The 20,492-nt window shown below is 68.5% G+C and carries 19 protein-coding genes; 10 read left to right on the plus strand and 9 right to left on the minus strand.

The window, feature by feature from the left end:
- Positions 1–54: 54 nt before the first annotated feature.
- Positions 55–1,362, minus strand: a complete 1,308-nt coding sequence (locus AB0C20_RS03975) for an extracellular solute-binding protein (protein WP_357185426.1) — start codon at positions 1,360–1,362, stop codon at positions 55–57.
- A 139-nt stretch (positions 1,363–1,501) separates the two neighbouring features.
- On the opposite strand from AB0C20_RS03975, the gene AB0C20_RS03980 reads away from it, so the two are divergent.
- The 5 genes from AB0C20_RS03980 (at position 1,502) to AB0C20_RS04000 (ending at position 8,363) form a co-directional block, all read left to right on the plus strand.
- Positions 1,502–2,506, plus strand: coding sequence for a LacI family DNA-binding transcriptional regulator (locus tag AB0C20_RS03980; RefSeq protein ID WP_357185423.1), 1,005 nt, complete (start codon positions 1,502–1,504; stop codon positions 2,504–2,506).
- 145 nt (positions 2,507–2,651) lie between these two features.
- Positions 2,652–4,499, plus strand: a complete 1,848-nt coding sequence (locus AB0C20_RS03985; protein ID WP_357185420.1) for a glycoside hydrolase family 15 protein — start codon at positions 2,652–2,654, stop codon at positions 4,497–4,499.
- Between the two features lie 128 nt (positions 4,500–4,627).
- The gene (locus AB0C20_RS03990) at positions 4,628–5,182 is read left to right on the plus strand and encodes a hypothetical protein (protein ID WP_357567263.1); all 555 of its coding nucleotides are present in this window, start codon (positions 4,628–4,630) and stop codon (positions 5,180–5,182) included.
- A 318-nt stretch (positions 5,183–5,500) separates the two neighbouring features.
- The gene (locus tag AB0C20_RS03995; RefSeq protein WP_357567264.1) at positions 5,501–7,708 is read left to right on the plus strand and encodes a UvrD-helicase domain-containing protein; all 2,208 of its coding nucleotides are present in this window, start codon (positions 5,501–5,503) and stop codon (positions 7,706–7,708) included.
- A gap of 280 nt (positions 7,709–7,988) precedes the next feature.
- Positions 7,989–8,363 (plus strand): DUF1152 domain-containing protein, encoded by a 375-nt coding sequence (locus AB0C20_RS04000; RefSeq protein WP_357567266.1) that lies wholly within the window; start codon positions 7,989–7,991, stop codon positions 8,361–8,363.
- Between the two features lie 94 nt (positions 8,364–8,457).
- On the opposite strand, the gene AB0C20_RS04005 is transcribed toward AB0C20_RS04000, so the two are convergent.
- Positions 8,458–9,231: an alpha/beta hydrolase gene (locus AB0C20_RS04005; RefSeq protein ID WP_357567267.1), complete on the minus strand. Its 774-nt coding sequence runs from the start codon at positions 9,229–9,231 to the stop codon at positions 8,458–8,460.
- Positions 9,232–9,412: 181 nt separating this feature from the next.
- Between AB0C20_RS04005 and AB0C20_RS04010 the strand changes: the two genes are divergently transcribed.
- The gene (locus tag AB0C20_RS04010) at positions 9,413–10,021 is read left to right on the plus strand and encodes a helix-turn-helix domain-containing protein (protein ID WP_357567268.1); all 609 of its coding nucleotides are present in this window, start codon (positions 9,413–9,415) and stop codon (positions 10,019–10,021) included.
- A 97-nt stretch (positions 10,022–10,118) separates the two neighbouring features.
- Here the strand turns inward: AB0C20_RS04010 and AB0C20_RS04015 are convergent, their stop codons facing one another.
- From AB0C20_RS04015 to AB0C20_RS04030, 4 genes are all read right to left on the minus strand, one after another.
- Positions 10,119–11,558, minus strand: coding sequence for an NAD(P)/FAD-dependent oxidoreductase (locus AB0C20_RS04015; protein WP_357567270.1), 1,440 nt, complete (start codon positions 11,556–11,558; stop codon positions 10,119–10,121).
- Between the two features lies 1 nt (position 11,559).
- Entirely contained in the window at positions 11,560–12,123 is a 564-nt protein-coding gene (locus AB0C20_RS04020) for a hypothetical protein (protein WP_357567272.1), read from the minus strand.
- 71 nt (positions 12,124–12,194) lie between these two features.
- Positions 12,195–12,524 carry a hypothetical protein gene (locus tag AB0C20_RS04025; RefSeq protein WP_357567273.1) on the minus strand — a complete coding sequence of 110 codons (330 nt, stop codon included), beginning with the start codon at positions 12,522–12,524 and terminating at the stop codon, positions 12,195–12,197.
- A gap of 193 nt (positions 12,525–12,717) precedes the next feature.
- A complete protein-coding gene (locus AB0C20_RS04030; protein ID WP_357185395.1) occupies positions 12,718–13,953 on the minus strand; it encodes a low temperature requirement protein A in 1,236 nt (411 codons plus the stop codon).
- 237 nt (positions 13,954–14,190) lie between these two features.
- Between AB0C20_RS04030 and AB0C20_RS04035 the strand changes: the two genes are divergently transcribed.
- Entirely contained in the window at positions 14,191–14,607 is a 417-nt protein-coding gene (locus AB0C20_RS04035; RefSeq protein ID WP_357567274.1) for a hypothetical protein, read from the plus strand.
- A 44-nt stretch (positions 14,608–14,651) separates the two neighbouring features.
- Here the strand turns inward: AB0C20_RS04035 and AB0C20_RS04040 are convergent, their stop codons facing one another.
- On the minus strand, positions 14,652–15,161 hold the full coding sequence (locus AB0C20_RS04040) for a hypothetical protein (RefSeq protein ID WP_357185389.1): 510 nt from the start codon (positions 15,159–15,161) through the stop codon (positions 14,652–14,654).
- 180 nt (positions 15,162–15,341) lie between these two features.
- On the opposite strand from AB0C20_RS04040, the gene AB0C20_RS04045 reads away from it, so the two are divergent.
- Positions 15,342–16,586, plus strand: coding sequence for a PQQ-dependent sugar dehydrogenase (locus AB0C20_RS04045; protein WP_357185386.1), 1,245 nt, complete (start codon positions 15,342–15,344; stop codon positions 16,584–16,586).
- Between the two features lie 284 nt (positions 16,587–16,870).
- Positions 16,871–17,380, plus strand: coding sequence for a DUF2199 domain-containing protein (locus tag AB0C20_RS04050; protein WP_357567275.1), 510 nt, complete (start codon positions 16,871–16,873; stop codon positions 17,378–17,380).
- A 37-nt stretch (positions 17,381–17,417) separates the two neighbouring features.
- On the opposite strand, the gene AB0C20_RS04055 is transcribed toward AB0C20_RS04050, so the two are convergent.
- Positions 17,418–17,759: a VOC family protein gene (locus AB0C20_RS04055; RefSeq protein WP_357185380.1), complete on the minus strand. Its 342-nt coding sequence runs from the start codon at positions 17,757–17,759 to the stop codon at positions 17,418–17,420.
- Between the two features lie 195 nt (positions 17,760–17,954).
- Here AB0C20_RS04055 and AB0C20_RS04060 point away from each other — a divergent pair, with 195 nt between their 5' ends.
- The gene (locus AB0C20_RS04060) at positions 17,955–19,526 is read left to right on the plus strand and encodes an LPXTG cell wall anchor domain-containing protein (RefSeq protein ID WP_357567277.1); all 1,572 of its coding nucleotides are present in this window, start codon (positions 17,955–17,957) and stop codon (positions 19,524–19,526) included.
- A gap of 144 nt (positions 19,527–19,670) precedes the next feature.
- Here the strand turns inward: AB0C20_RS04060 and AB0C20_RS04065 are convergent, their stop codons facing one another.
- Positions 19,671–20,492 carry an alpha/beta hydrolase gene (locus tag AB0C20_RS04065; protein ID WP_357567278.1) on the minus strand — a complete coding sequence of 274 codons (822 nt, stop codon included), beginning with the start codon at positions 20,490–20,492 and terminating at the stop codon, positions 19,671–19,673.

The following is a 20,492-nucleotide window of genomic DNA, read 5'->3' on the forward strand; positions in this document are numbered from 1 at the left end:
GAGTTGCTGACGGTCATGCGGTCGCGGCGGGAATACGGATCTGGTTGGCGGAGGTCACTTGCTTGCGGCCGCCTTCATTGCCGAGACGACCTTCTCAGGCGTCCCGTTGCCGGCGAAGATGGCGACGATCGCGTCGTTCATCGCGTTGCCGACCGTGCTGCCGTACGCCGTGTCCAGCCAGAGCTGGACGTAGCTCGCCCCGGAGGTGGCCTCCAGGATGGACTTCAGCGCGGGGTCCTTCACGGCGTCCGCCGCGCCCTTGGCGACAGGCAGGCCGGTGCCGGTCTCGGCGTAGCCCTTCTGCACCTCGGGGCTCACGATGTACTTGAGGAACTCGACGCACTCGGCCGGGGCGTTCTTGGCGCAGGAGAACCCGTCGCCACCGCCGAGAGCCGCCTTCGGGTCACCCGGGGAACCGGAGATCGCCGGCACCGGGAACCAGCCGAGGAACGACGCGAGCTTCGCCTTGTCCGTGGTGACGGTGTCCAGCGTCCCGCGGTTCCAGTCGCCCATGAGCTCCATCGCGGCCTTGCCGTTGGCGAGCATGCCGTTGGCGCTGGTCGGGTCGTTCTGGCCCGGCGTGGCGATGAAGTTGGGCTGGAACGGCTTGGTGTCGATGAACGTCTTCAGGTCCTGGCCGGCCTTCACGAAGCACGGATCGTCGAAGTTCTTCTCCGCGGAGGCCTTCTTGAGGGCGTCGACCGAGCAGGCGCGCAGCGCCATGTTGTACCACCAGTGCGCGGCCGGCCACTTGTCACCGGCACCCACGGCGATCGGGATGACGTTGATCGCCTTGAGCTTGGTGACCGCGGTGTTGAGCTCCTCGAAGGTGGTCGGCGGCGCCGCGATGCCCGCCCTGGCGAACATCTCCTTGTTGTACCAGACGCCCTCGATGCCCATCCGGAACGGCAGGCCGTACTGCTTGCCCTTGACCTGCCAGATCTCCGCGGCGCTGCCGATGTCGCCGACCTCGGTCTTGGTCTGGTCGGTGATCTCCTTGAGGTAGTCGGCCTCCACCTGCTCGCTCATCTCGCCGCCGCCCCAGGCCTGGAAGATGTCCGGCGGGTCGCTGCTCAGCAGCGCGGCAGGGAGCCGGGTGCGCTGGAGCTGGTTCGTCTCGATCGCCTCAATCTCGATCTTGACGGTGGGGTGAAGTGCGGAGAAGTCCTTGGCGACCTTCTCCCAGTAGGTCTTGCCGGGCCCGTCCTGTGAGGCGTTGTGCCACCAGCTCAGGGTTACCGGGTCCTTGTACAGCTCGCTCTGAGGGGCTGCCTCTTCGCCGCCGCCGGAACACCCGGCGAGGACGACAACACTTGTCATTAACAGTGCCAGGACGGCACTCGCACGCCGCTTCGTTGCCATCGATGTCTCCTCGACTAGTCAGTCGCGGTACTCGGCCTGCGGCGAAGTTTTACAGTCATGTAACTTGATGTCAATCGGTATCGATAACGTTTTCGAGTCGGTGGCGACGTGCCCCCGACGGGGCCCTATCATCATCGACGTGGTGTTTCAGCAGCGCGTCAAGATGTCGGATGTGGCACGTACTGCCGGCGTCTCGGTCGCGACCGTGTCGAAGGTCGTCAACGGCCGCTACGGCGTGGCCCAGGCAACCGTGGAGCGCGTCCAGCAGGTCATCCATGAGCTCGGCTACGAGGCGAGCCTGGGGGCGCAGAGCCTGCGCAGCCACCGCACCAACGTGCTCGGCATCCTGGTCGCCGAGTTCGAGCCCTTCTCCACCGAACTACTCAAGGGGGCGTCGCAGGAGGTCGCCGGGAGCGGATACCAACTGCTTGCCTACTCCAGCGGGGACGGCGAGGGCGCCGCCGTGGGGTGGGAGCGGCGCTCGCTCGCCCGGCTCTCCGGCACACTCATCGACGGCGCCGTGATCGTCACACCGACGGTGGTCGAGACCGAACACAGCTTCCACGTCGTGGCCGTCGACCCCCACACCGGGCCGTCCGACCTGCCCACCGTCGACTCGGACAACTTCGCCGGCGCCGTGCTGGCGACCAACTACCTGCTGTCCCTAGGCCACACGCGGATCGGGCACATCAGTGGACGCACCGACCTGAAGTCCGCGCAGCTGCGCGAGGCCGGCTTCCGCAGTGCGATGGCCGACGCCGGCGTGCCCGTGGACGAGCGGCTCGTCCGCGTCGGCGGGTTCCGGATCGAGAGCGCCGCCGGCACCGCCGCGGAGCTCCTCGCCCGTACCGACCGGCCGAGCGCGATCTTCGCGGGCAATGACCTCTCCGCGATCTCCACGATGACAGTGGCCCGCGACATGGGCCTGTCGGTGCCCGACGACCTGTCGGTGATCGGCTTCGACAACGTACCGGAGTCCGCGCTGGTCAACCCGCCGCTGACGACCATCATGCAGCCGCTGCAACGGATGGGCGCCGAGGCGTTGCGCCTGCTCATCGACCTGATCGCTGGCGTCGAGCGCGACACCCACATCCGGCTCCCCACCGAGCTGGTCATCCGTTCCTCCTGCCGCCCGCTGCACTGACGTCCGGGTCCAGGCAGCGCAGGACCCCGGCCGTCGCCGTGACACGTGGGGGCACGCGACAGGGTGGCGGAACGTGAATCTCACCTAAGTCGACAATTCCTCCCCTAGGTTCGGTGCGCAGGACGCAGCCGAACCGGGGAGAGACGTGGACAGCTATCCGGCGATCGAGGATCACGGGCTCATCGGCGACCTGCAGACCGCCGCGCTGGTGACGTGCGACGGGACTGTCGACTGGTTCTGCGCGCCGCGGTTCGACTCGCCGAGCATCTTCGCGGCCCTGCTGGACAAGGAGAAGGGCGGCTACTTCCAGATCGCGCCGCACGACGTGCGGTACGTGACCAAGCAGCTCTACCTCCCCGGCACACCCATCCTGATCACCCGGTTCATCAGCGCCGACGGGGTGGCCGAGGTGATGGACTTCATGCCGGTCACCGGCGAGCGGGCCACCGACGCGCATCGGCTGGTCCGCACCGTCACCATGGTCCGGGGCAGCATGCGCTTCCGGGTGGAGTGCCGGCCGCGGTTCAACTACGCCCGCGAAGAGCATCAGCTTGAGCGCCACCACAACGGTTTCGTCTTCCGCAGCCGGTCGGCGACGCTGACGTTCAACCCGGTCGACCCGGTGCGGCGGTTGATCTCCGAACAGGGTGACGTCCACCTTGAGGGCGGCGACCTTGTCGCGTACGGCACGCTGAACGAGGGCGACACCGGCGGGGTGGTCCTGGAGACGGGCGGAACCGAGCCGCGCATTTTCGCGCCGGAAGAGATCCAGGGCATGTTCGAGTGGACCCGGGACTACTGGCGGCGCTGGCTCGAACGTTCCCGCTACACCGGCCGCTGGCGGGAGATGGTCGAGCGTTCGGCCATCACGCTCAAACTCATGACGTACGCGCCGACCGGCGCGATGATCGCCGCACCCACCACAGCGCTGCCCGAACTGGTCGGCGGAACCCGCAACTGGGACTACCGCTACACCTGGGTACGCGACACGTCGTTCTCGGTGCACGCGCTGCTCGGCCTCGGCTTCACCGAGGAGGTCAGCCGGTACATGAACTGGCTCGACGAGCGGATCCGCGAGGCCGGCGACCACCAGGACCCGTTGAAGATCATGTACCGGGTGGACGGCTCCTCCGACCTGCACGAGGAGGTGCTGGACCACCTGGAGGGCTACCGAGGCTCCCGGCCGGTGCGGATCGGCAACGGCGCCGCCGACCAACTCCAGCTCGACATCCACGGCGAGGCCCTCTACGCCATGCACCTCGCCGACGAGCAGGGCATCCGCGTCTCACACCAGGTGTGGAAGAGCACCGTCCGGCTGGTCGACTGGCTCTGCCACAACTGGGACCAGCCCGACGCCGGCATCTGGGAGAGCCGCCACCACCCCCGCAACTACACATTCGGTCGGGTGATGTCCTGGGTCGCGCTGGACCGGGCCATCCGGCTGGCCACCCGCACCGGCCGCCCCGGGGACATGACCTGCTGGACCGAGCAACGCAACCGCATCTACAACCAGGTCATGGAGCGCGGATACGACCGGGCCCGCGGCACCTTCGTGCAGGCGTACGACGAGAACGTGCTGGACGCGGCGCTGCTCGCGATGCCGGCGGTCGGTTTCGTCACGCCGAGCGACCCGCTGTGGCAGTCCACCCTGCAGGCGATCGAACGCGAGCTGGTCTCCGACAGCCTGGTCCACCGGTACGACCCGGTCCACTCCCCCGACGGCCTCCCGGGCCACGAGGGCACCTTCAACATGTGCACCTTCTGGTACGTCGAGGCGCTGGCCCGTTCCGGCCGCCTCGACGACGCCCGACTCACGTTCGAGAAGATGTTCACCTTCAGCAACCACCTCGGCCTCTATGCCGAGGAGATCGCCGCGACCGGGGAGCAGATCGGAAACTATCCCCAGGCGTTCAGCCATCTCTCACTGATCAACTCGGCGCTGACGCTCAACGACCTTCTCGACACCGAGGCCGACGCCCGCCGCCGCCGGTAGCGCCAGCATGTTCCGGTCAGCCGCCGCCGGCGCGGAGCCGACGGCGGGAAGGGCTTGACGCGCCCACGTCCATCGCGCATGGTCGACAGACATAGACCATTTCGAATGTATGGACGCTGGGGGAACCGATGAAGGCATTCGTCACCACCATCTCGGTTGCGGCAGTGCTGCTCCTGGCCACGGGCGGCGCATCCCACGGCCAGCCAGCGGCCGACCCGCCCTGCAGCGGGCAGATCCACCCGAACCCGGGGTTCGAGCGGGGCACCGCCGACTGGACGGCCGGCCCCCGCATCGTCGTGCTCGGCGACGCGGCCCGACCCGCACACACCGGCCGCGCGTACGCCACCTTCGCCGGGCTGGACGTGACGCGTGCCGACCTGCTGCGCACCACCGTCACAGTGCCGGCCAACTGCGACCTGACGGTCCGCTTCTGGGTGCGGACCACCACCACGGAGACCAGCCGCGGCGACTACCTGAACGTCGGACTGGCGGTCACCGGGATACCCCCGAAGACGAGGTTCTCGCTGGCCTTCGACGGCGGGGCGCAGTGGCGGCAGTACGTCATGTCGAGCGGAACGGGCACTATCGAGCGCACCGCGACGGCCAGCTTCCTCGCCAGCGAGACGGCTGGCAACGGCGCTACCGCCTTCGACGTCGACGACGTGTCCTTCACATTGAGCTGACCTGCGCGGAACGGCCCTCACCGCCCCTGATGCGACAGCCGACTCCGCCCGGAGTCCGGCTGAGAACAACCCAACCCCCGCCTGAGGCCGAAGAGCGCCTCACTGCTCGGAAAGCATCCGCAGAACAGAAAAAGACTCGACTGTCAATAAGAAAATGGCACCGGTGAGGCCATAAGCATCCCCGGAACTGCAAGGCATTGAGATTCCGATCTCTGCCGGCGGATTTCGTGGCCGTTGAGGGGAACCAACTCTATGCTTGCCGCCGAATGCGCTGCGGCTCATCCGGGCCGAGGGTTACCCCGATACAAGGATTTGCGAATGCACCGGAAGTCTGCCCCGAGCAACGGCACCGCCGGCGTTGGCGAAGTAGCACCTGACGGCCAACTGCCGGCCTCTACCGCAGAGGGTGCCGCGCGCCGGTCCGCGGTCGCCGAGGAACAGGCGTTTCTGGACTTGGCCACGGCCCGGCGCGACAGGCTGGCCGATCACCTACAGGTCGAACTTTCGTCGGAGCCCATGGACGCGTTGGAGCGGGCCCGGCAGCGCATGCTCCGGCAGCAGTACGACGAGCTACGGCGAGCAGATGAGGGGTTGGTCTTCGGCCGCCTCGACGGCCTCGACGGCACAGTGCGCCACGTGGGCCGTGTCGGTCTCCGTGATGACAGCGACGACACTGAGCCACTGCTGGTGGACTGGCGTGCTCCTGCGGCTCGGCCGTTCTACACCGCGACGGCTGTCGACCCACAGGGTCAGGCGCGGCGCCGGCACATCCGTACGACGGGATCGGCCGTCGTCGGCGTGGACGACGAGCCCCTGGACGGGAGCGCAACGGAGGAACTCGTCGGCGAAGGCGCTCTCCTGGCCGCCCTCGACCAGCGGCGCACCGGTCGCATGTCGACAGCGATCTCCACCCTGCAACGCGAACAGGACGACATCGTCCGGGCCGAGGCGACCGGCCCGCTGATCGTCCAGGGTGGTCCCGGCACGGGCAAGACAGTGGTTGCCCTGCACCGCGTCGCGTACCTGCTGTTCACCCACCGAAAGATGGCCGACCAGGCGGTCCTGGTCCTGGGCCCCTCGCCGCGGTTCCTGCAGTACATCGCCCAGGTGCTGCCCGCGCTCGGTGAGACCGCCGTCGTCTCGGCGACCTGCGACACCCTGCTGGCCGACGTTCAGGTGGGCCGCGACGAGAGCCGACTTCTCGCCGAAATCAAGGGTCGCGCTCTCTGGCAGCCCACGCTCGAAGGCTACGTCGCGTCGCTGCTCCCCCGACCGCGCGAGCTGAAGCTGCGCTGGGAGGGCGAGTTCTACGTCGTTCCAGCCGCGACCGTGGCGCAGGCGCTCGCCTCGGCGGTGCAGGGACGCCCGTACCACCGCGCCCGCGCGGCGTTCGCCGAGCAGGTGCACCACCTCCTTGCCGATGTCGTCGCCGAGCAGCGCGAGGCGCTGATGGCGGAGATGGAGGAAGGCTTCGAGGACATCCTCGCCCGCGTCGACAAGGGCATGGGGCAGGACCACTCCTCCACCCGGACGTCCACCGGCAGCGACATCGACGGGTTGCTCTCCGAGGAGGAAGTCGAGCAGCTTCGTAGTCGTATCGCCGAGAACACCACCATCGCCCGGTTCATCGAGGCATGGTGGCCCACCCTCGACCCCGAAACCCTGTTGGGTGACTTCCTGACCGACAGCACCCTGCTGGCCAGGTTCGCCCCGCAACTGTCCCCCGACGAGATCGCCGCCGTCGCGGCCGAGCCCACCCCGTGGGCATCAAGCGACATCCCGCTGCTCGATGCCCTCGCCGACCTGCTCGGCGAGGTCGACACGCCGCGACCCCAGGGCGAGTTCCTCGCCGAACGCGCGCGTCGCCAGCGCGGCTGGGTGTACGGCCACGTCGTCGTCGATGAAGCGCAGGAACTGTCCGAAATGCAGTGGCAGATGGTCCTCCGGCGCTGTCCCAGTCGCTCCATCACCGCCGTCGGCGACATCGACCAGGCCGAGGCAGCCCACCGGCACACCAGTTGGGCACAAGCGGTACGAGCTGCCTTCGGCGACCGTTGGACCGCCGCGGAACTCACTATCTGCTACCGGACCCCGCGCGAGGTCATGGACCTCACCGAACCGGTCCTGAAGAGGGCTGGCAGCCACAACGTTCCGCCACGAGCGGTACGCTCCTCCGGCATCGCCCCCTGGGAGCGCACGATCACACCGGCTGAGCTCGCCGACGCCGCCGTGGAAGCGGTGCGGCAGTTGCGGCAACGGTGGCACGGCGGCACTGTCGGCGTCATCGCCCCCGCGGAGCGCATCGACACACTCCAAGCCGTGTTGGGTGATGTGCCAGTGCTCACCGCAACCCAGTCCAAGGGACTGGAATGGGATGCGACGCTCCTCATCGACCCTCAGGGCATCGCCGCCGAACCGCGCGGCTGGAACGGCCTCTACGTCGCGCTCACCCGATGCACCCAGGAACTCGGACAGGTCACACTCGCGCAGCAATCAGGCTGTGCGGCTGAGCCGCGTAGGCAGTAGGGATGGCCGTGTCCACCGACCGTCAGTGATCATTGAGCGGTGATGACCCCTGTGGCGCCGCCGGCCGGCTCCGGTGCGGTCTCGTTGGCAGTTCCGCCACTGATCGCCGCGTTGGCTCCGGCGCGGAACATCCTCATCGCCGGAGCGGGCGGGGGTTTCGACGTGTACGTGGGCCTGCCCTTGGCGTTTGCCTTGTGGGGCGCTGGCGCGCAGGTGCACCTGGCCAGCCTCTCCTTCTCGGAACTCGAGTTGATCGACCGAGACGCGTGGGTGGTGGAGCATGTCGCAGCGGTACCGGCACCTGGTGAAACACCTCGACATCGACGCGGTGGTGCTGGTCGACGGCGGCACCGATGTGCTGCTGCGTGGCGACGAAAGCAACCTCGGCACTCCAGTGGAGGACATGACCAGCGTGGCCGCCGTGGCCGCGCTGGACATACCGGTCAAGCTGGTGACCAGTCTGGGCTTCGGCATCGACGCCTACGACGGCGTCAACCATGTCGAGGTGCTGGAGAACCTGGCCGCGCTCGACGCCCGATGCCTCTACCTCGACCGCATCGAGAACACCATCGGCAGACGGCAGGTCATCACACGCATCCAAGCGTTCCGCGACGAGCTTCTCGGCGCACGCATCCCCCGCGCCTTCCCGCACTGATCCGACACCGCGCCCAGCCGGCCGGGCATGCCCGCCACCGTCAATCCTGCTGACTGATCCACCGAAGGCTCATCGCCGCTTCGGCGAGCCCTCGTCAACCTTGACGGCTCTTGGACATCTGCATCGAGCGGGCGGTGGCGCGGGCGGCGGTGTCGATGAGGTCTGCGACCGGGCCGGGTTGCGAGACCGCCACAGCGTGGGAGGCGGCGATCTCCACTGCCGTGGACCCCGCCCGGTCGGCCAGGAAGCGCTGCAGGTCCGGCGGAATGCCCTGGTCCTGCGTGGTGATCAGGGTCCAGGAGGGGATCGTCTTCCAGGCGGCCTTGGTCACGCCCTCCTCCTGGGCGCTCGCCGAGGCCGGTCGCTGCGTCGCCGCCATGATCTTGGCGGTTTCGGGGTCGACGTCGGCGGCGAACACCTCGGGGAACTTGTCCTGGAAGATGTACTGATCCATTGTCGTGCCGCCGTCGTCGGAGGGGATCGGCACCATGTTGATGCTGGTGGCGAGCTGACTTCCGGGGTACTTGGTGACCAACCCGATCACACTTTCGCCTACGTCCGGGCTCACGCTGGCGACGTACACCAGGGCCTTGACGTTGGAGGCACCGGCCGCGGCCTCGGTCATGACCAGCCCGCCGTAGGAATGGGCGGCCATCACGACCGGTCCGGGCAAGCTGTCCAGAAGAGCCCGAACGTACGCGGCGTCCTTCTGCACACCGCGCAGCGGGTTGGCGACGGCAATGACCGGGTAACCCCGACGTTTGAGGTTGGCAATCACCCCATTCCAACTCGACGAGCCGGCGAATGCTCCGTGGATCAGCACAACTGTCGGCATCTCCTGGGCAGACATGTCAGAAGCAGCGCTCATCTGGAGTTCCTTTCGAGTGGCCTCGCCGGCGATCCCGGCTCCGGTGACTGGCAGCACCCAGAATCCAGCACTGATCAGGCCACTGTCAGCGAGATCGAGAAGGAAGCGCCGCGCCGAACGTCGGAGCGAAATGCCTGGCAGGCACCAATCAGACCGAACGTTCTGTCGCTAAGATGGTGGGATGGCGAGCGCTGAACCCACTGCCCGGCCCTCCGAGGCACGCCTCAAGCTTCTCCGGACGGCGACCAGGATCTTCTACGCGGAGGGCATTCACGCCGTCGGCGTCGACCGGATCATTGCCGAAGCGAAGGTGACCAGGGCTACTTTCTACCGTCACTTCCCCAGCAAGGACGACCTCATCCTGGCCTACCTGCGTGAGGTGCATCAGCTGGAGCGCGGCATGGTCGACGAGGCCCTCGCCGCCAACCGATCGCCGGTCGATCCGCTCCTGGCCATCGCCACTTCCATCGCCCAGAACATCCAGTCCCCCGGGTTTCGTGGGTGCGCGTTCCTGAACGCCGCGGCGGAATATCCCGACACGAACCATCCCGTGCACCAAGAACTCATGGCCCACCGGCAATGGTTCCTGGACACCATCACCACGCTCATGGCACAGGTCCACGAAGGAACGGCGGATCCCGCAGCGCGCCACTTCGTCATGCTCCGCGACGGCGCCATGGCAGCCGGTTGCCTTTCCGACCCGACGTTGGTGTCCGAGACCTTCCTGCGCGGTGTCGAAGGGCTCCTCAGAGTCAACTCGGAGCGTCAGTCGGCGGAGTCAGCCGGTTAGCCCCAGCGCGACCGCCCCGCACGACTGGAGCTGGGCCACCCCGGGTGAGGGATGACCCAGCTCGTCGGCGATCGCGCGGACGGCCGCACGGCTCAGATCAGCGGCCGTACGCCTCCAGCAGGCGCAGCCAGACCTCGCTGACGGTCGGGTACGCGGGCACGGCGTGCCACAGCCGCTCCAGTGGGACCTCACCGACGATGGCGATCGTCGCGGCGTGGATCAGCTCCGCGACGTCCGGGCCCACGAGGGTGAGGCCGACGATCACCCGCCGGTCCTCGTCCACGACCATCCGGGCCTGCCCCTGGTAGCCGTCGGCGTGCAGCGCGGCCCCGGCGACGGCGGCCAGGTCGTAGTCGACGACCCGGATCCGCAGTCCAGCGGCCTCGGCGGCGGCTGCGGTCAGCCCCACCGACGCGACCTCCGGGTCGGTGAAGACGACCTGCGGCACGGCGAGCTCGTCGGCGGTGGCGACGTGCCGACCCCACTGGCGGTCGTCTGCCGCTTCGCCAGTGGCCCGCGCCACGATCACGTCGCCCACCGCGCGAGCCTGGTACTTGCCCTGGTGGGTCAGGAGCACACGCCGGTTGACGTCCCCGGCCGCGTACAGCCATCCGTCGCCGATCAACGCGCCGGCATCGTCGACCACCCGCAGGGTGTCGTCGACGGTGAGCCAGGCACCCGGCTTCAGATCGATCCGGTCGAGGCCGACGTCGTGCGTGTTCGGGGTACGGCCGATCGCGACGAGGATTTCGTCGGCCTCGACCTGGTCGCCGTCGGTGAGCGTGATGTGCACCGTGCCGTCGCCGTCGCGGATCACCGACGTGGCCTCGGCACCGAGTTGGACCGCCACGCCAGCTTCCCGCAGGGACTGCGTGACCCGCTCGCCGACGAACGGCTCCGCCTGAGTGAGCACTCCGTCGCGGACGAGCACCGTCACCGCCGATCCGAGGCCGGCGTACGCGGTCGCCATCTCTGTGGCCACCACGCCACCACCGATGATGGCGAGCCGGCCGGGAACCTCGCTCGCGGCGGATGCCTCACGGCTGGTCCACGGTGCCGCCTCGCGCAGACCGGCGATGTCCGGCACCAGGGCGCTACTTCCGGTGGCGATGACGACCGCGTGTCGGGCGGTGAGCGAGGTGGTGACGCCGTCCGCGCCGGTCACCTCGACGATCCGGTGGGAGCCGATCCGCCCCTGACCCCGATACAGGGCGATCCCCGCGGAGTTCAGCCAGGACACCTGACCGTCGTCCTGCCAGTGCGAGGCGAAGGAGTCCCGACGGCGAAGCACGGCCGCAGCGTCCAACTCGCCGGTCACCGCCTCGCGCGCACCGGGCAGCTGTCGAGCCGCCCGGAGCGCGGTCTGGCTGCGCAGCAGCGCCTTGGTCGGCATGCAGGCCCAGTACGAGCACTCGCCACCCACCAGCTCCCGCTCGACGATCGCGGCGGTCAGGCCACCCTGCACGACGCGGTCGGCGACGTTCTCCCCCACCGGCCCCGCGCCGATGACAATGACGTCGTACGTGGCGTTCTCCACGTCAGTTTCCCTTCGCGGCGCGGCCGAGGCGGATGGCCGCGATGAGGAAGAAGATGGCGCCGGGGATGGCGTACCCGATCGCGTTGGTCAGCGCCGGGTTGTCCGCGGAGGCGGCAGCGACGAACGATCCACCGGCGATGACGGAGATGCCACCGCTGATGATCATCGGCCATTGGCCGCCCATCTTGCGGCGGGTGACGGCCACGATCAGCTGGACCAGTCCGGCCACGACCGCCCAGGCGCCCCAGACGCGCAGGACCGCAGGGATGCCGGACGCGCCGGCGACGCCCAGGCCCACCGCGGCGAGCAGGCTGATCGCGACGTTCACGTACAGCAGGGTGGGCGATCCGGTGGCCCTTGACGCGCGGACGTCGACGATGGCCGCGGCCACGTCGAACAGCGGGTAGAGCACGAGCAGTGCGGCGGTGAGGGGGTTGAGGTGCGTGGCGAGTGGGAACGTCACGGCAGCCCAGACGATGGCGAAGGCGAAGCGACCGAAGTACAACCGCCGTAGGGCAGCGGCCGTCGTCGAGATGCCGGGGACGGCGAGGGTGGTCATGGTCATCCTCTCGGTGATTCCGGTGCGAAGGGACGCCCAGCGGGGTGGAGGCCGCCGCCGGGAGGGGAAGGGCGGTGCTACTCGATGTTCGAGAACAGCCCCGTGATCTCCACCTGGGCGCCCTGGAGCCCACCGAAGACGGCACCGGCGGCGGGCGTCGCGACTGCGGCAGAGGCGTCCTCGTAGCTGGCGAAGTACAGGTCGAGCGTCCGGTACGCGGGAGTCGGCGTGCCGTCCTCCTTCGGCCACACCTTGGCCGACTCGACCCGCTGGAGCTTCGGGAACGTCTCGGCGGCCCGGCGTACGTCGGCGAAGACCTTCTCGAACTCGTCGGGTTCTGCGGGGTTACCGATGACGAGGGTGATCTTGGTGGGCACGGCGCTCTCCTTCAGGTACAGCCGTTCCATCTGACTACCGTCAGGTAGAACGAACGTTCTGTCTGTGAGAACCATACCGACCTGGACCCGCGCCGTCAAGACCGACCGTTCTATCTTGAAAATTCGATCGGTGGTGGCGCGCTACAGATCCGACATCACGCGCGGTGTGTGCCCGGCCGTGCGGTTACGCGACGAAACGGCCTATCGCGGCGACCGACCCGCGTCACGCCTCGGAGTCGCGATCTCCGGACGTCTCCCGACCGATCGGCGAGGCGGAAACCTCCAGCGGCCGGCCCCGCCTTCGCAACGCGTCCAGGAGCGCGACCACCGCCAGCACACCGGCCACCACGCTCAGCCCGGCCATCGGCGTCCAACGGGCCAACAACGGCGTGAACAGCAGCAGGGCGGCCAAGCCGATGATCTGGGATCGGGATACACGGCCGAAGATCTCGTATTGCAGCCGTATACGGGCGACGAGGAAGAGCATCGGACCGCCCACCACGAACAGCAGCCAACTGGGTCGAGGCTGCCCGAACGGATGATCGATCACCAGCTCGTAGCCGACCGCCGTGACGAGCACGCTGAGCACGATCAACAGATGCGTCCGTTCCGACACCGCGCCCAGCCGGCCGGGCATACCCGCCCGGTCGAACGCCTCAGTCAGCAGCAGACCGGCGCGGTGGAAGTAGATCCGCCAGAGCAGCGCGCTGGTGGCGAACGCGACCGCGAAGGCGGCTGCCCGCTCCGCGGAGTAGTCCGCGCCGCTGAAGACCACGCCGATAACCAGAATCGACTCACCGAGCGCGATGAGGACCATCTGCTGGTAACGGTCCGCGAGATGGGTGCCCGCGATCCGCCACCGACCCACCTTCGAGACCCCGAGCCACGGCAGCGGCCAGCCCAGTGTCCAGGCGACGTAGTCGACAGCGAGGGCGACAACCCACAGCGGCAGGCGGAGGTGATCCGGGCCCAACGCGCCGGCCAGCCACAGCGGAGCGCTCGCCAGAGCCCACACGACAAGCCGGAAGGGCACCAGCCGTCGCGGATGGCCACGCAGCGCGACGGCGACCACGAGCGGCCGCACCACCATCACCAAGAGGTACGCGACAGCGAACGGCAGCGCTCGCTCCTCCATGGCGCGGGGCAGCGTCACCGCCATGACCAGGCCGGCGAACATGGTGCCGACCACGACGGCCTGGATGATCGGCTGCTCCGGTTCGTACCGGCTGGTGATCCAGGCGGTGTGCGACCAGATCAACCAGAGCGCCAGAAAGAGCAGCAGGGTACGCCCGACCCCCGTGACGAGCGCCCAGCCAGTGTCGTCGCCCAATCCCGCGAATCGTTGCGAGACCCGGGTGAGGGCCACAACGAAGGCCAGATCGAAGAACAGCTCCAGGAACGTCGCCCGACCCGAACTCCGTGGAGGGCGCAGCAGCTCGGCACCCCGCCCCGCCGCCATCGTCCGCCTCCGTCCGCCCCTGACTACCAACGAGCCGGCCACCAGCGGAGTTGCGTCAGCGCTTCACCTGGAGTCTGGCGTGGCACCGCACGCCGGTGTCTCTGAGGTGCAGATCGTGCGGCTGAGCGCCGTTGACGTGTGCCTGCCGCCGGGAGGGGTTACTGGTTGGATACCCTGCGTCGGTGCTCCGACCTCCACCTCATGACACAACCCGCCCGCATGGGCCCCAGGTGCACATTGGATGAGGTAGAGGAGGGGTGGACGCCCGCCGATATGGATGACCTGAACATCATCCGGAACCAGGCCGCTGATTACGGCGCTGACGGCGAGGCTCCCGACGGCACTCCACCCGGGATCGTGCAGCTGTCGTACCTGCTACGTGTCTACAACTCGGTGATGGGTGGTGGCCTGGGCTTCGCGGTCGAGGTGAACGAGCCCTTCCGGCTGAGACGAGCCGTGGACGCGATGCGGTACTTCGGTTTGGCGGAACTCGCCGAGCTGCTAGCAGACGTCATCGAGCACGACCTGGACGGTGACCACGCCGATTCCCGGGACGACGACCTGGAGACCCTCCTCGGCCCCCGAGGCGAGCCCGTGGCGACGGCGTTCAGAGCCAGAGCTGCTGATAGCCCCGTCGACTTCGGCCTGGAATGACGGCGGCGCGTCTGGCGTGACCGTGACGGGCGGGCGTTGACCGGTCATGGCACGAACGCGGAGGGCAGCCCGAGTTCGGCCCGGGCCACCTCGATGAATCGGCGCTCGGCCTCCCACAGGGCGTCGAACCGATCCGCGGGCAACGCCTGGGCCTCGCTACCCGCTCGTGTGGCCGCCAGGAGCCGGGCCTGGCGCACCAGCTCCGACGAGCCGCTCACCACCTCGACGTTGCCGGCCACCAGTCGAAGCGCGGTCTTGGTGCTCTCCAGTCGCTCCCGGTAGCGGCTGCCCTCGTCGTCGAAGAACGGCATGAGATCACCCGGTTCACGCGGGCGCGGCACGGCGGTGATGCGCGCCGCCGGGTTGAGGACGTGGGCCACGTACTCCCGGACCGCGCCGATGAAGTCGGTGTACGCGTTCAGCCGGATGTCTCGCCACTGTCGATCCTGGTCGCGCCGCCACAGCCGATCCTGAGCCCGGACGGTGAGCCATCCACCGATCAGGACGGCCAGCATCGTCGTCGCCGCTGTGACACCCGCCTGGATCAGACTCACCGGCACCACCGTTCGTATTGATCGATGACTCACACTACCGTCCGTTGTCACCCGCTCCGGGAGTCGCGCGACGGCCCGGCTCCGCAACACGCAGACGCCGGTTGGATATTGAATTAGGCCAATGTATCGTGGGAACGCTCCCAGACCGCGTCCACCACCCACCTGCTCGAGGAGCTGAACATGTCACGACGACGTCGTCGCCCGGCCGCCATGCTGGCCGGGTTGCTCGTTCTGGCCCTGGCTGCGTCTCTGTCGCCACCATCGCCGGTGGCCGGCACCGCCGCGGCCGGCCCATCCAAACCCCGTGCTGTGCCACTCGCTGAGCTGACAGTGGTCTCCGAACGGGTGGCCTTCGGTCTGCAGCGTCCCATCGCGATCACGGGGCTGCCGGACGGCCGGATGCTGATCGCGGAGAAGAACGGCACCGTCCGCGCCTACCACCCCGACACCGGCCTCGCACCCGACCCGGTGATCGACCTGACCGCCCGGATCGACACGTCGGACAACGAGCGCGGCCTTCTCGGCATCACTCCGGCGCCGAACTTCGCGCGGACCGGGATGCTCTACGTGGCCTACACCAGCCTGCCGGCCGGCGCGCTGACCCTGGCGCGAGTGCCCATCAACGCTCCTGACCGGGTGCAGGTGCTGCTCACCCAGGAGCACGCCGAGTACGGCAACCACAACGGCGGACAGGTGGCCTTCGGCCGCGACGGCTACCTCTACTGGTCCCTCGGCGACGGTGGCTTCGCGAACGACCCGTTCAAGAGCGGCCAGAACCTCGGCACCCTCCTCGGCAAGATCCTGCGAATCGACGTCAACCGCAGCTGCGGGGGAAAGCCCTACTGCGTGCCCTACGACAACCCGTTCGTCCGCACGGCGGGCGCGCGGCCGGAAATCTGGGTCTACGGGCTGCGCAACCCGTGGAAGTTCTCCATCGACCCGGCCGACAACTCGCTGTGGATCGGTGATGTCGGTCAGGGCCTGATCGAGGAGATCAACCACGTCCGCCCGTCGCAGCGTGGCGCGAACCTCGGCTGGTCCTGCCGAGAGGGCACGCCGGTCTTCGACGAGACGCAGTGCCGGCCGGGCGTGCGGCTCACCGACCCGATCGTCGAGTACGACCACTACATGACGGAGAACTGCTCCATCATCGGCGGCCTGGTGTACCGGGGGTCCGTCACCCCCGAGGCGCGGGGCACCTACATCGCCAGCGACTACTGCTCGACCCGCGCTTTCGCCGTGCGTCCCAAGTCCACGGGCGGCTACGAGACCGCCGAGATCGGCACCTTCCCCACCCAGCCGACGGCGTTCGGCGCCGATGTGAACGGCGAGCTGTACGTGCTCAGTGACCTCCCGGGGTGGCTGAGCAAGGTGCGGTTCGAGCGGGTCCAGCCGACCCCCACCGGCGGGGCGGCGATCCGCTGAACCTCGGGTGACACCCGCGCTACCTCTGGGGACGGCCGCGTTCGGCGGCCGTCCCCAGGCTCACTCCGATGCAGACTCGGGCACCTCTGTTTGCAGGACACCCATCCTGGCTTAGAAGAGGGTCGGTTGTGACGGATCGTCGCAGCCGTGATCAGGCTGACGCCGCCCCCGCTCGGAGCTGGTCGCGCCCCACCAGCTCGTACGGTCGGGATCAGGGTGCGGCGGCTCAAGGGGCGGCCGCCCACCCGCTTTCCGGCCCGGTAGGAGGGCTGTACCGTCGCGCCATGGTTGATCAAGAGTTCTCTTGCCGCCGCTGCGGCCGGCGCCACGAAGGCCTCCCATTCTCCTACGGGGCCGAAGCGCCGGCGTACTGGCGCGACGATCTCGCCAGCGACGAGGGCAGCGTTCTCGAAGACGAGACCTGCGTCATCCAGGCGCAGCACTACTTCGTCCGGGCCCGGCTGGTCATCCCCGTCCTCGACGCCGAAGACGACTTCGACTGGGGCGTATGGGTGTCGCTCAGCAGGGACAGCTTCCGTCGCACTCTGGACCTGTGGACCACCCCAGGCCGGGAGCAGGAACCGGCATATTTCGGTTGGCTGTCCACCGAGCTTCCGGTGTACCCCGTGGGAACGCTGAACCTGAAGACAGAGGTGCACTCCGGGCCAGTCGGCACTCGTCCACATGTCGTACTCGAACCAACCGACCACCCGCTGGCAGTGGAACAACGCAGCGGTATCACTGTGAAACGCGTACAGGAGATCGCGGAGCTGCTCCTCCACCCACGGGGATAGCTTCCATGTCCGGGTTCCTCCACGCCGCCGGCCTGCGTCAGACCGGCTCGCCGCCGATGCCGATCTCGTTGCCGTCCGGGTCGCGGAAAGTCGCCTTGCGGACGCCGTTGTCGTAGGTCTCGCGCACGGCCGGCTCCAGGCCGCGCTCGACGATCTGGGCGATGCGGGCGTCGAAGTCGCTGACGAAGACGGTGTGCATGGCGTGCCCGGCGTGGTCGGGCCGCACCTCGATGAACACGTACCGGTGCTCGGCGAGTTCCCACACCGCCTCGGTGTCGTTCGGTAGGAACGACGGCGGGGCCCCGAGGAGTCGCTCGTACCAGGCCGCCGCGGCGGCGTAGTCGCGAACGGGGATGCCCGCGAAGAGATCTACGGTCATGACGCCATGCTAGGGGCTCGATCCCGGAGGATCAGAAAAATGACAATCGCCCTGATGCGGCACCCGACCTTACGGCGATGCTGGCCCTCCGTTCGGCCCATCTCCGCCGTTGGCGCTTGAGCGGGGCAGCACCAGCCCTAACGGCCTCATAAGCTCCACGGGCTCCACTGATCAATCCCACGGAGGAACCCGGTAATGCCCAAGCAACTCGCCCGGCGCTGGCTTGCCGGGTTCGGGGTCGTAGGCGCGCTCATCGCGGCCTCCGCCGTCCCCGCCTTCGCCGCCCCTGCCGCCGAGGACCTCGATTTCTACGCCAGAGATGTGGTTGTCGCCCCCGGCGGCCCTGCAAAAGGATCGAACCTCTCTGCCCGCACCCGCACCAGCACCATGGAGTGGGGCGAATACACCGTCAAGGTGGACCGGAGCAAGGTCGCTGGCTTCGCCGACGTGAGGAACGACGGCGGTGCTGACTCCTGCACCGAGTCTGGTGCGATCCTCACCTGCAAGGTGGTGGCAGAAGAAAACGACTACTACACGTACATCACCATGGTCAACCTGGTCGTGCGAGCGAAGAAGAGCGCCAAGCCCGACCAGCAGGGCGAAATCAAGTTCACCATCACCGATAGTGACGGCGGTTCGGCCACCCACCGCTCGAGAGTCAGCATCGGTGAGGGCGTGGATCTCGCCGGCGTCGAGCAGGGGCTCCAGCTGACAGGCGTCCTCGGCGGCACGCTCGACGTCCCGCTCACGGTGGCGAACCGCGGCGAGAAGGCCGTCCACAGCGTGGTGCTGCACTTCGAAGGCGGCTACGGTTTCGGCCCGTCGAAGCGGTACAAGAACTGCGAGTACAGCCCCGCCGACGCCTTCCGCCACGCCTTCGCCTGCCGGTTCCCCAACACCATCGAGCCGGGCGGCGCCGCACGACTGGACTCCAGCTTCGGTTTCACAGTGCCGGCCGACGACTCGGCCCCGAACGGTCACACCGGCTCGGCGCGCTGGCACACGCCGGCAGACTGGGAGGAGTTCCAGTCCCACAACCCAACGCGACTTGGGCAGCAGGGCACCGAGGAGGAGCTGAGGCTTGAGCCGGTTGGTCTGCAAAGTAGGTCGCGGCAGACAGACATCAACGACCGAGACGACAATACGGTGATGAGACTTCTCGTCAGCGGTGACCAGGGGGCTGAGGTGGCGGCGCTCGGGACGCCGGCGACCGCGACCGGAAAGGTCGGCGCCACGGTGCCGTTGAAGGTCGGCTACGTCAACAACGGCCCGGCGGCTGTCAACGTCGACGGAGCCAAGGACCTCCGGGCCCGTACCGTGCTCTCGCTGCCGAGTGGCGTCACGGCCGTACGCGTTCCGATGACCTGCTCGAGCCGCGGCGACTGGGTGCCTGGGAAGCTCGGCGCCAAGGAGTACCGCTGCGTCGAGCACAGACGCCTGGCGCAGGGCGAGAAGATCGAGTACGAGTTCGAGCTGCGCCTCGACGAGGCCGGCACCCGGGCCGCCAAGGTGCAGCTGACCTTCGACACGGGCGTGGATCTCAACCCAGCCAACGACAGCGCGAAGATCACCATCATCGCGAGCGCTGACGGCGGGAGCGAGAGTCCCGGTGGGGATGACGGCCAGGGAGGCGGGGACACCGATGGCCCGCTGCCGATCACCGGTGCCAAGGCCGGCCTGACCGCCGGCATCGGTGGCGTACTGCTCGCCGCCGGCGCTGCGGGCTTCGTGGCGGCCCGCCGCCGCAAGACCCGCTTCGTCGCCTGATCCACTCCCTGCACCAACCGTGCCCCGTCGACCTCAGGTCGGCGGGGCACGGGCTCGCCCTCGGCACCTGCCGTGACTCCGCACGGTCGTCGCCCTGGCGCTCAAGAGCACTCGGCCCTGAGGTCGCGCAGCCTGCCGCAGCGGTTAGTGACCTCGGTCCGGGCGGAGGAAGCACGACAGCAGCTGCCTGAACTCCTGCGGGTGCTCGATCGACGGCACGTGCCCGCATCGGCCGAACACGTGCAGACGGACGTCGGCCAGGTGGTCGAGCAGTGGCTGGGCTGCCGTCTCGAGCGGGGTGACCCGGTCCTCGGCGCCGTGAACGAGCAGCACGGGCGCGCGCACCGCTGCCAGCGTTTGCGCCGAGAGGGTGAGCTCGTCGACCCATCGTGCCCTGGGCGGCGGGAACAACGACGCGAATGCGGCCGCCCCCGCTCGCATCGCGGCTGCACGGGCGTCGACGGCCGAATCGGTCACGAGCGCTTGGTCGAGAACGAGGCGACCCAGCATGTCTCGGGCCCCGATCGGGCCGGCGGGGGCGGCCCAGACCGCGTCGAGCTCGGCGGACAGCGGCGCCCCGGGGGCGCCCATCGTCGAGACAGCCACGACACGGGTGACCTGCTCAGGGCGCGCGGCCGCCAACGCCAGCGCCACAGCACCGCCCATCGAGTGACCCACCACGTCGTAGTACTCGATACCGAGAGCATCCATCAGGCCCGCGGCCTGCTCCGTCCACAGCCGGAGCCCAGCCCTGGAGCCCGCCGGGAGGGGTGTACGTCCGAACCCCGCCTGGTCGGGAGCGACCAGGTGCCAGGACGTGCCCAGCGCCTGCGCCGTCGTTGCCCAGGCGCCGGACCCGGTCGTGCCGGGTCCGGAGCCGTGCAGCATCAGCACCGCGTGCCCCGAGCCGCTATCCAGGACGTGGACGGGGCAACCGTCGACTGTGACGGTCCGAAGTGCGGTCAC

This window comes from Micromonospora sp. NPDC048843, assembly GCF_040649965.1.
GTDB lineage: Bacteria > Actinomycetota > Actinomycetes > Mycobacteriales > Micromonosporaceae > Micromonospora > Micromonospora hortensis.

Excerpts from the sequence above, each read along its gene's own strand:
- AB0C20_RS03975 (WP_357185426.1), bottom strand. The coding sequence starts at position 1,362 with ATGGCAACGAAGCGGCGTGCGAGTGCCGTCCTGGCACTGTTAATGACA.
- AB0C20_RS03990 (WP_357567263.1), top strand. The coding sequence starts at position 4,628 with ATGAAGGCATTCGTCACCACCATCTCGGTTGCGGCAGTGCTGCTCCTG.
- AB0C20_RS03995 (WP_357567264.1), top strand. The coding sequence starts at position 5,501 with ATGCACCGGAAGTCTGCCCCGAGCAACGGCACCGCCGGCGTTGGCGAA.
- AB0C20_RS04000 (WP_357567266.1), top strand. The coding sequence starts at position 7,989 with ATGTCGCAGCGGTACCGGCACCTGGTGAAACACCTCGACATCGACGCG.
- AB0C20_RS04005 (WP_357567267.1), bottom strand. The coding sequence starts at position 9,231 with ATGAGCGCTGCTTCTGACATGTCTGCCCAGGAGATGCCGACAGTTGTG.
- AB0C20_RS04010 (WP_357567268.1), top strand. The coding sequence starts at position 9,413 with ATGGCGAGCGCTGAACCCACTGCCCGGCCCTCCGAGGCACGCCTCAAG.
- AB0C20_RS04020 (WP_357567272.1), bottom strand. The coding sequence starts at position 12,123 with ATGACCATGACCACCCTCGCCGTCCCCGGCATCTCGACGACGGCCGCT.
- AB0C20_RS04025 (WP_357567273.1), bottom strand. The coding sequence starts at position 12,524 with ATGGAACGGCTGTACCTGAAGGAGAGCGCCGTGCCCACCAAGATCACC.
- AB0C20_RS04030 (WP_357185395.1), bottom strand. The coding sequence starts at position 13,953 with ATGGCGGCGGGGCGGGGTGCCGAGCTGCTGCGCCCTCCACGGAGTTCG.
- AB0C20_RS04045 (WP_357185386.1), top strand. The coding sequence starts at position 15,342 with ATGTCACGACGACGTCGTCGCCCGGCCGCCATGCTGGCCGGGTTGCTC.
- AB0C20_RS04050 (WP_357567275.1), top strand. The coding sequence starts at position 16,871 with ATGGTTGATCAAGAGTTCTCTTGCCGCCGCTGCGGCCGGCGCCACGAA.
- AB0C20_RS04055 (WP_357185380.1), bottom strand. The coding sequence starts at position 17,759 with ATGACCGTAGATCTCTTCGCGGGCATCCCCGTTCGCGACTACGCCGCC.
- AB0C20_RS04060 (WP_357567277.1), top strand. The coding sequence starts at position 17,955 with ATGCCCAAGCAACTCGCCCGGCGCTGGCTTGCCGGGTTCGGGGTCGTA.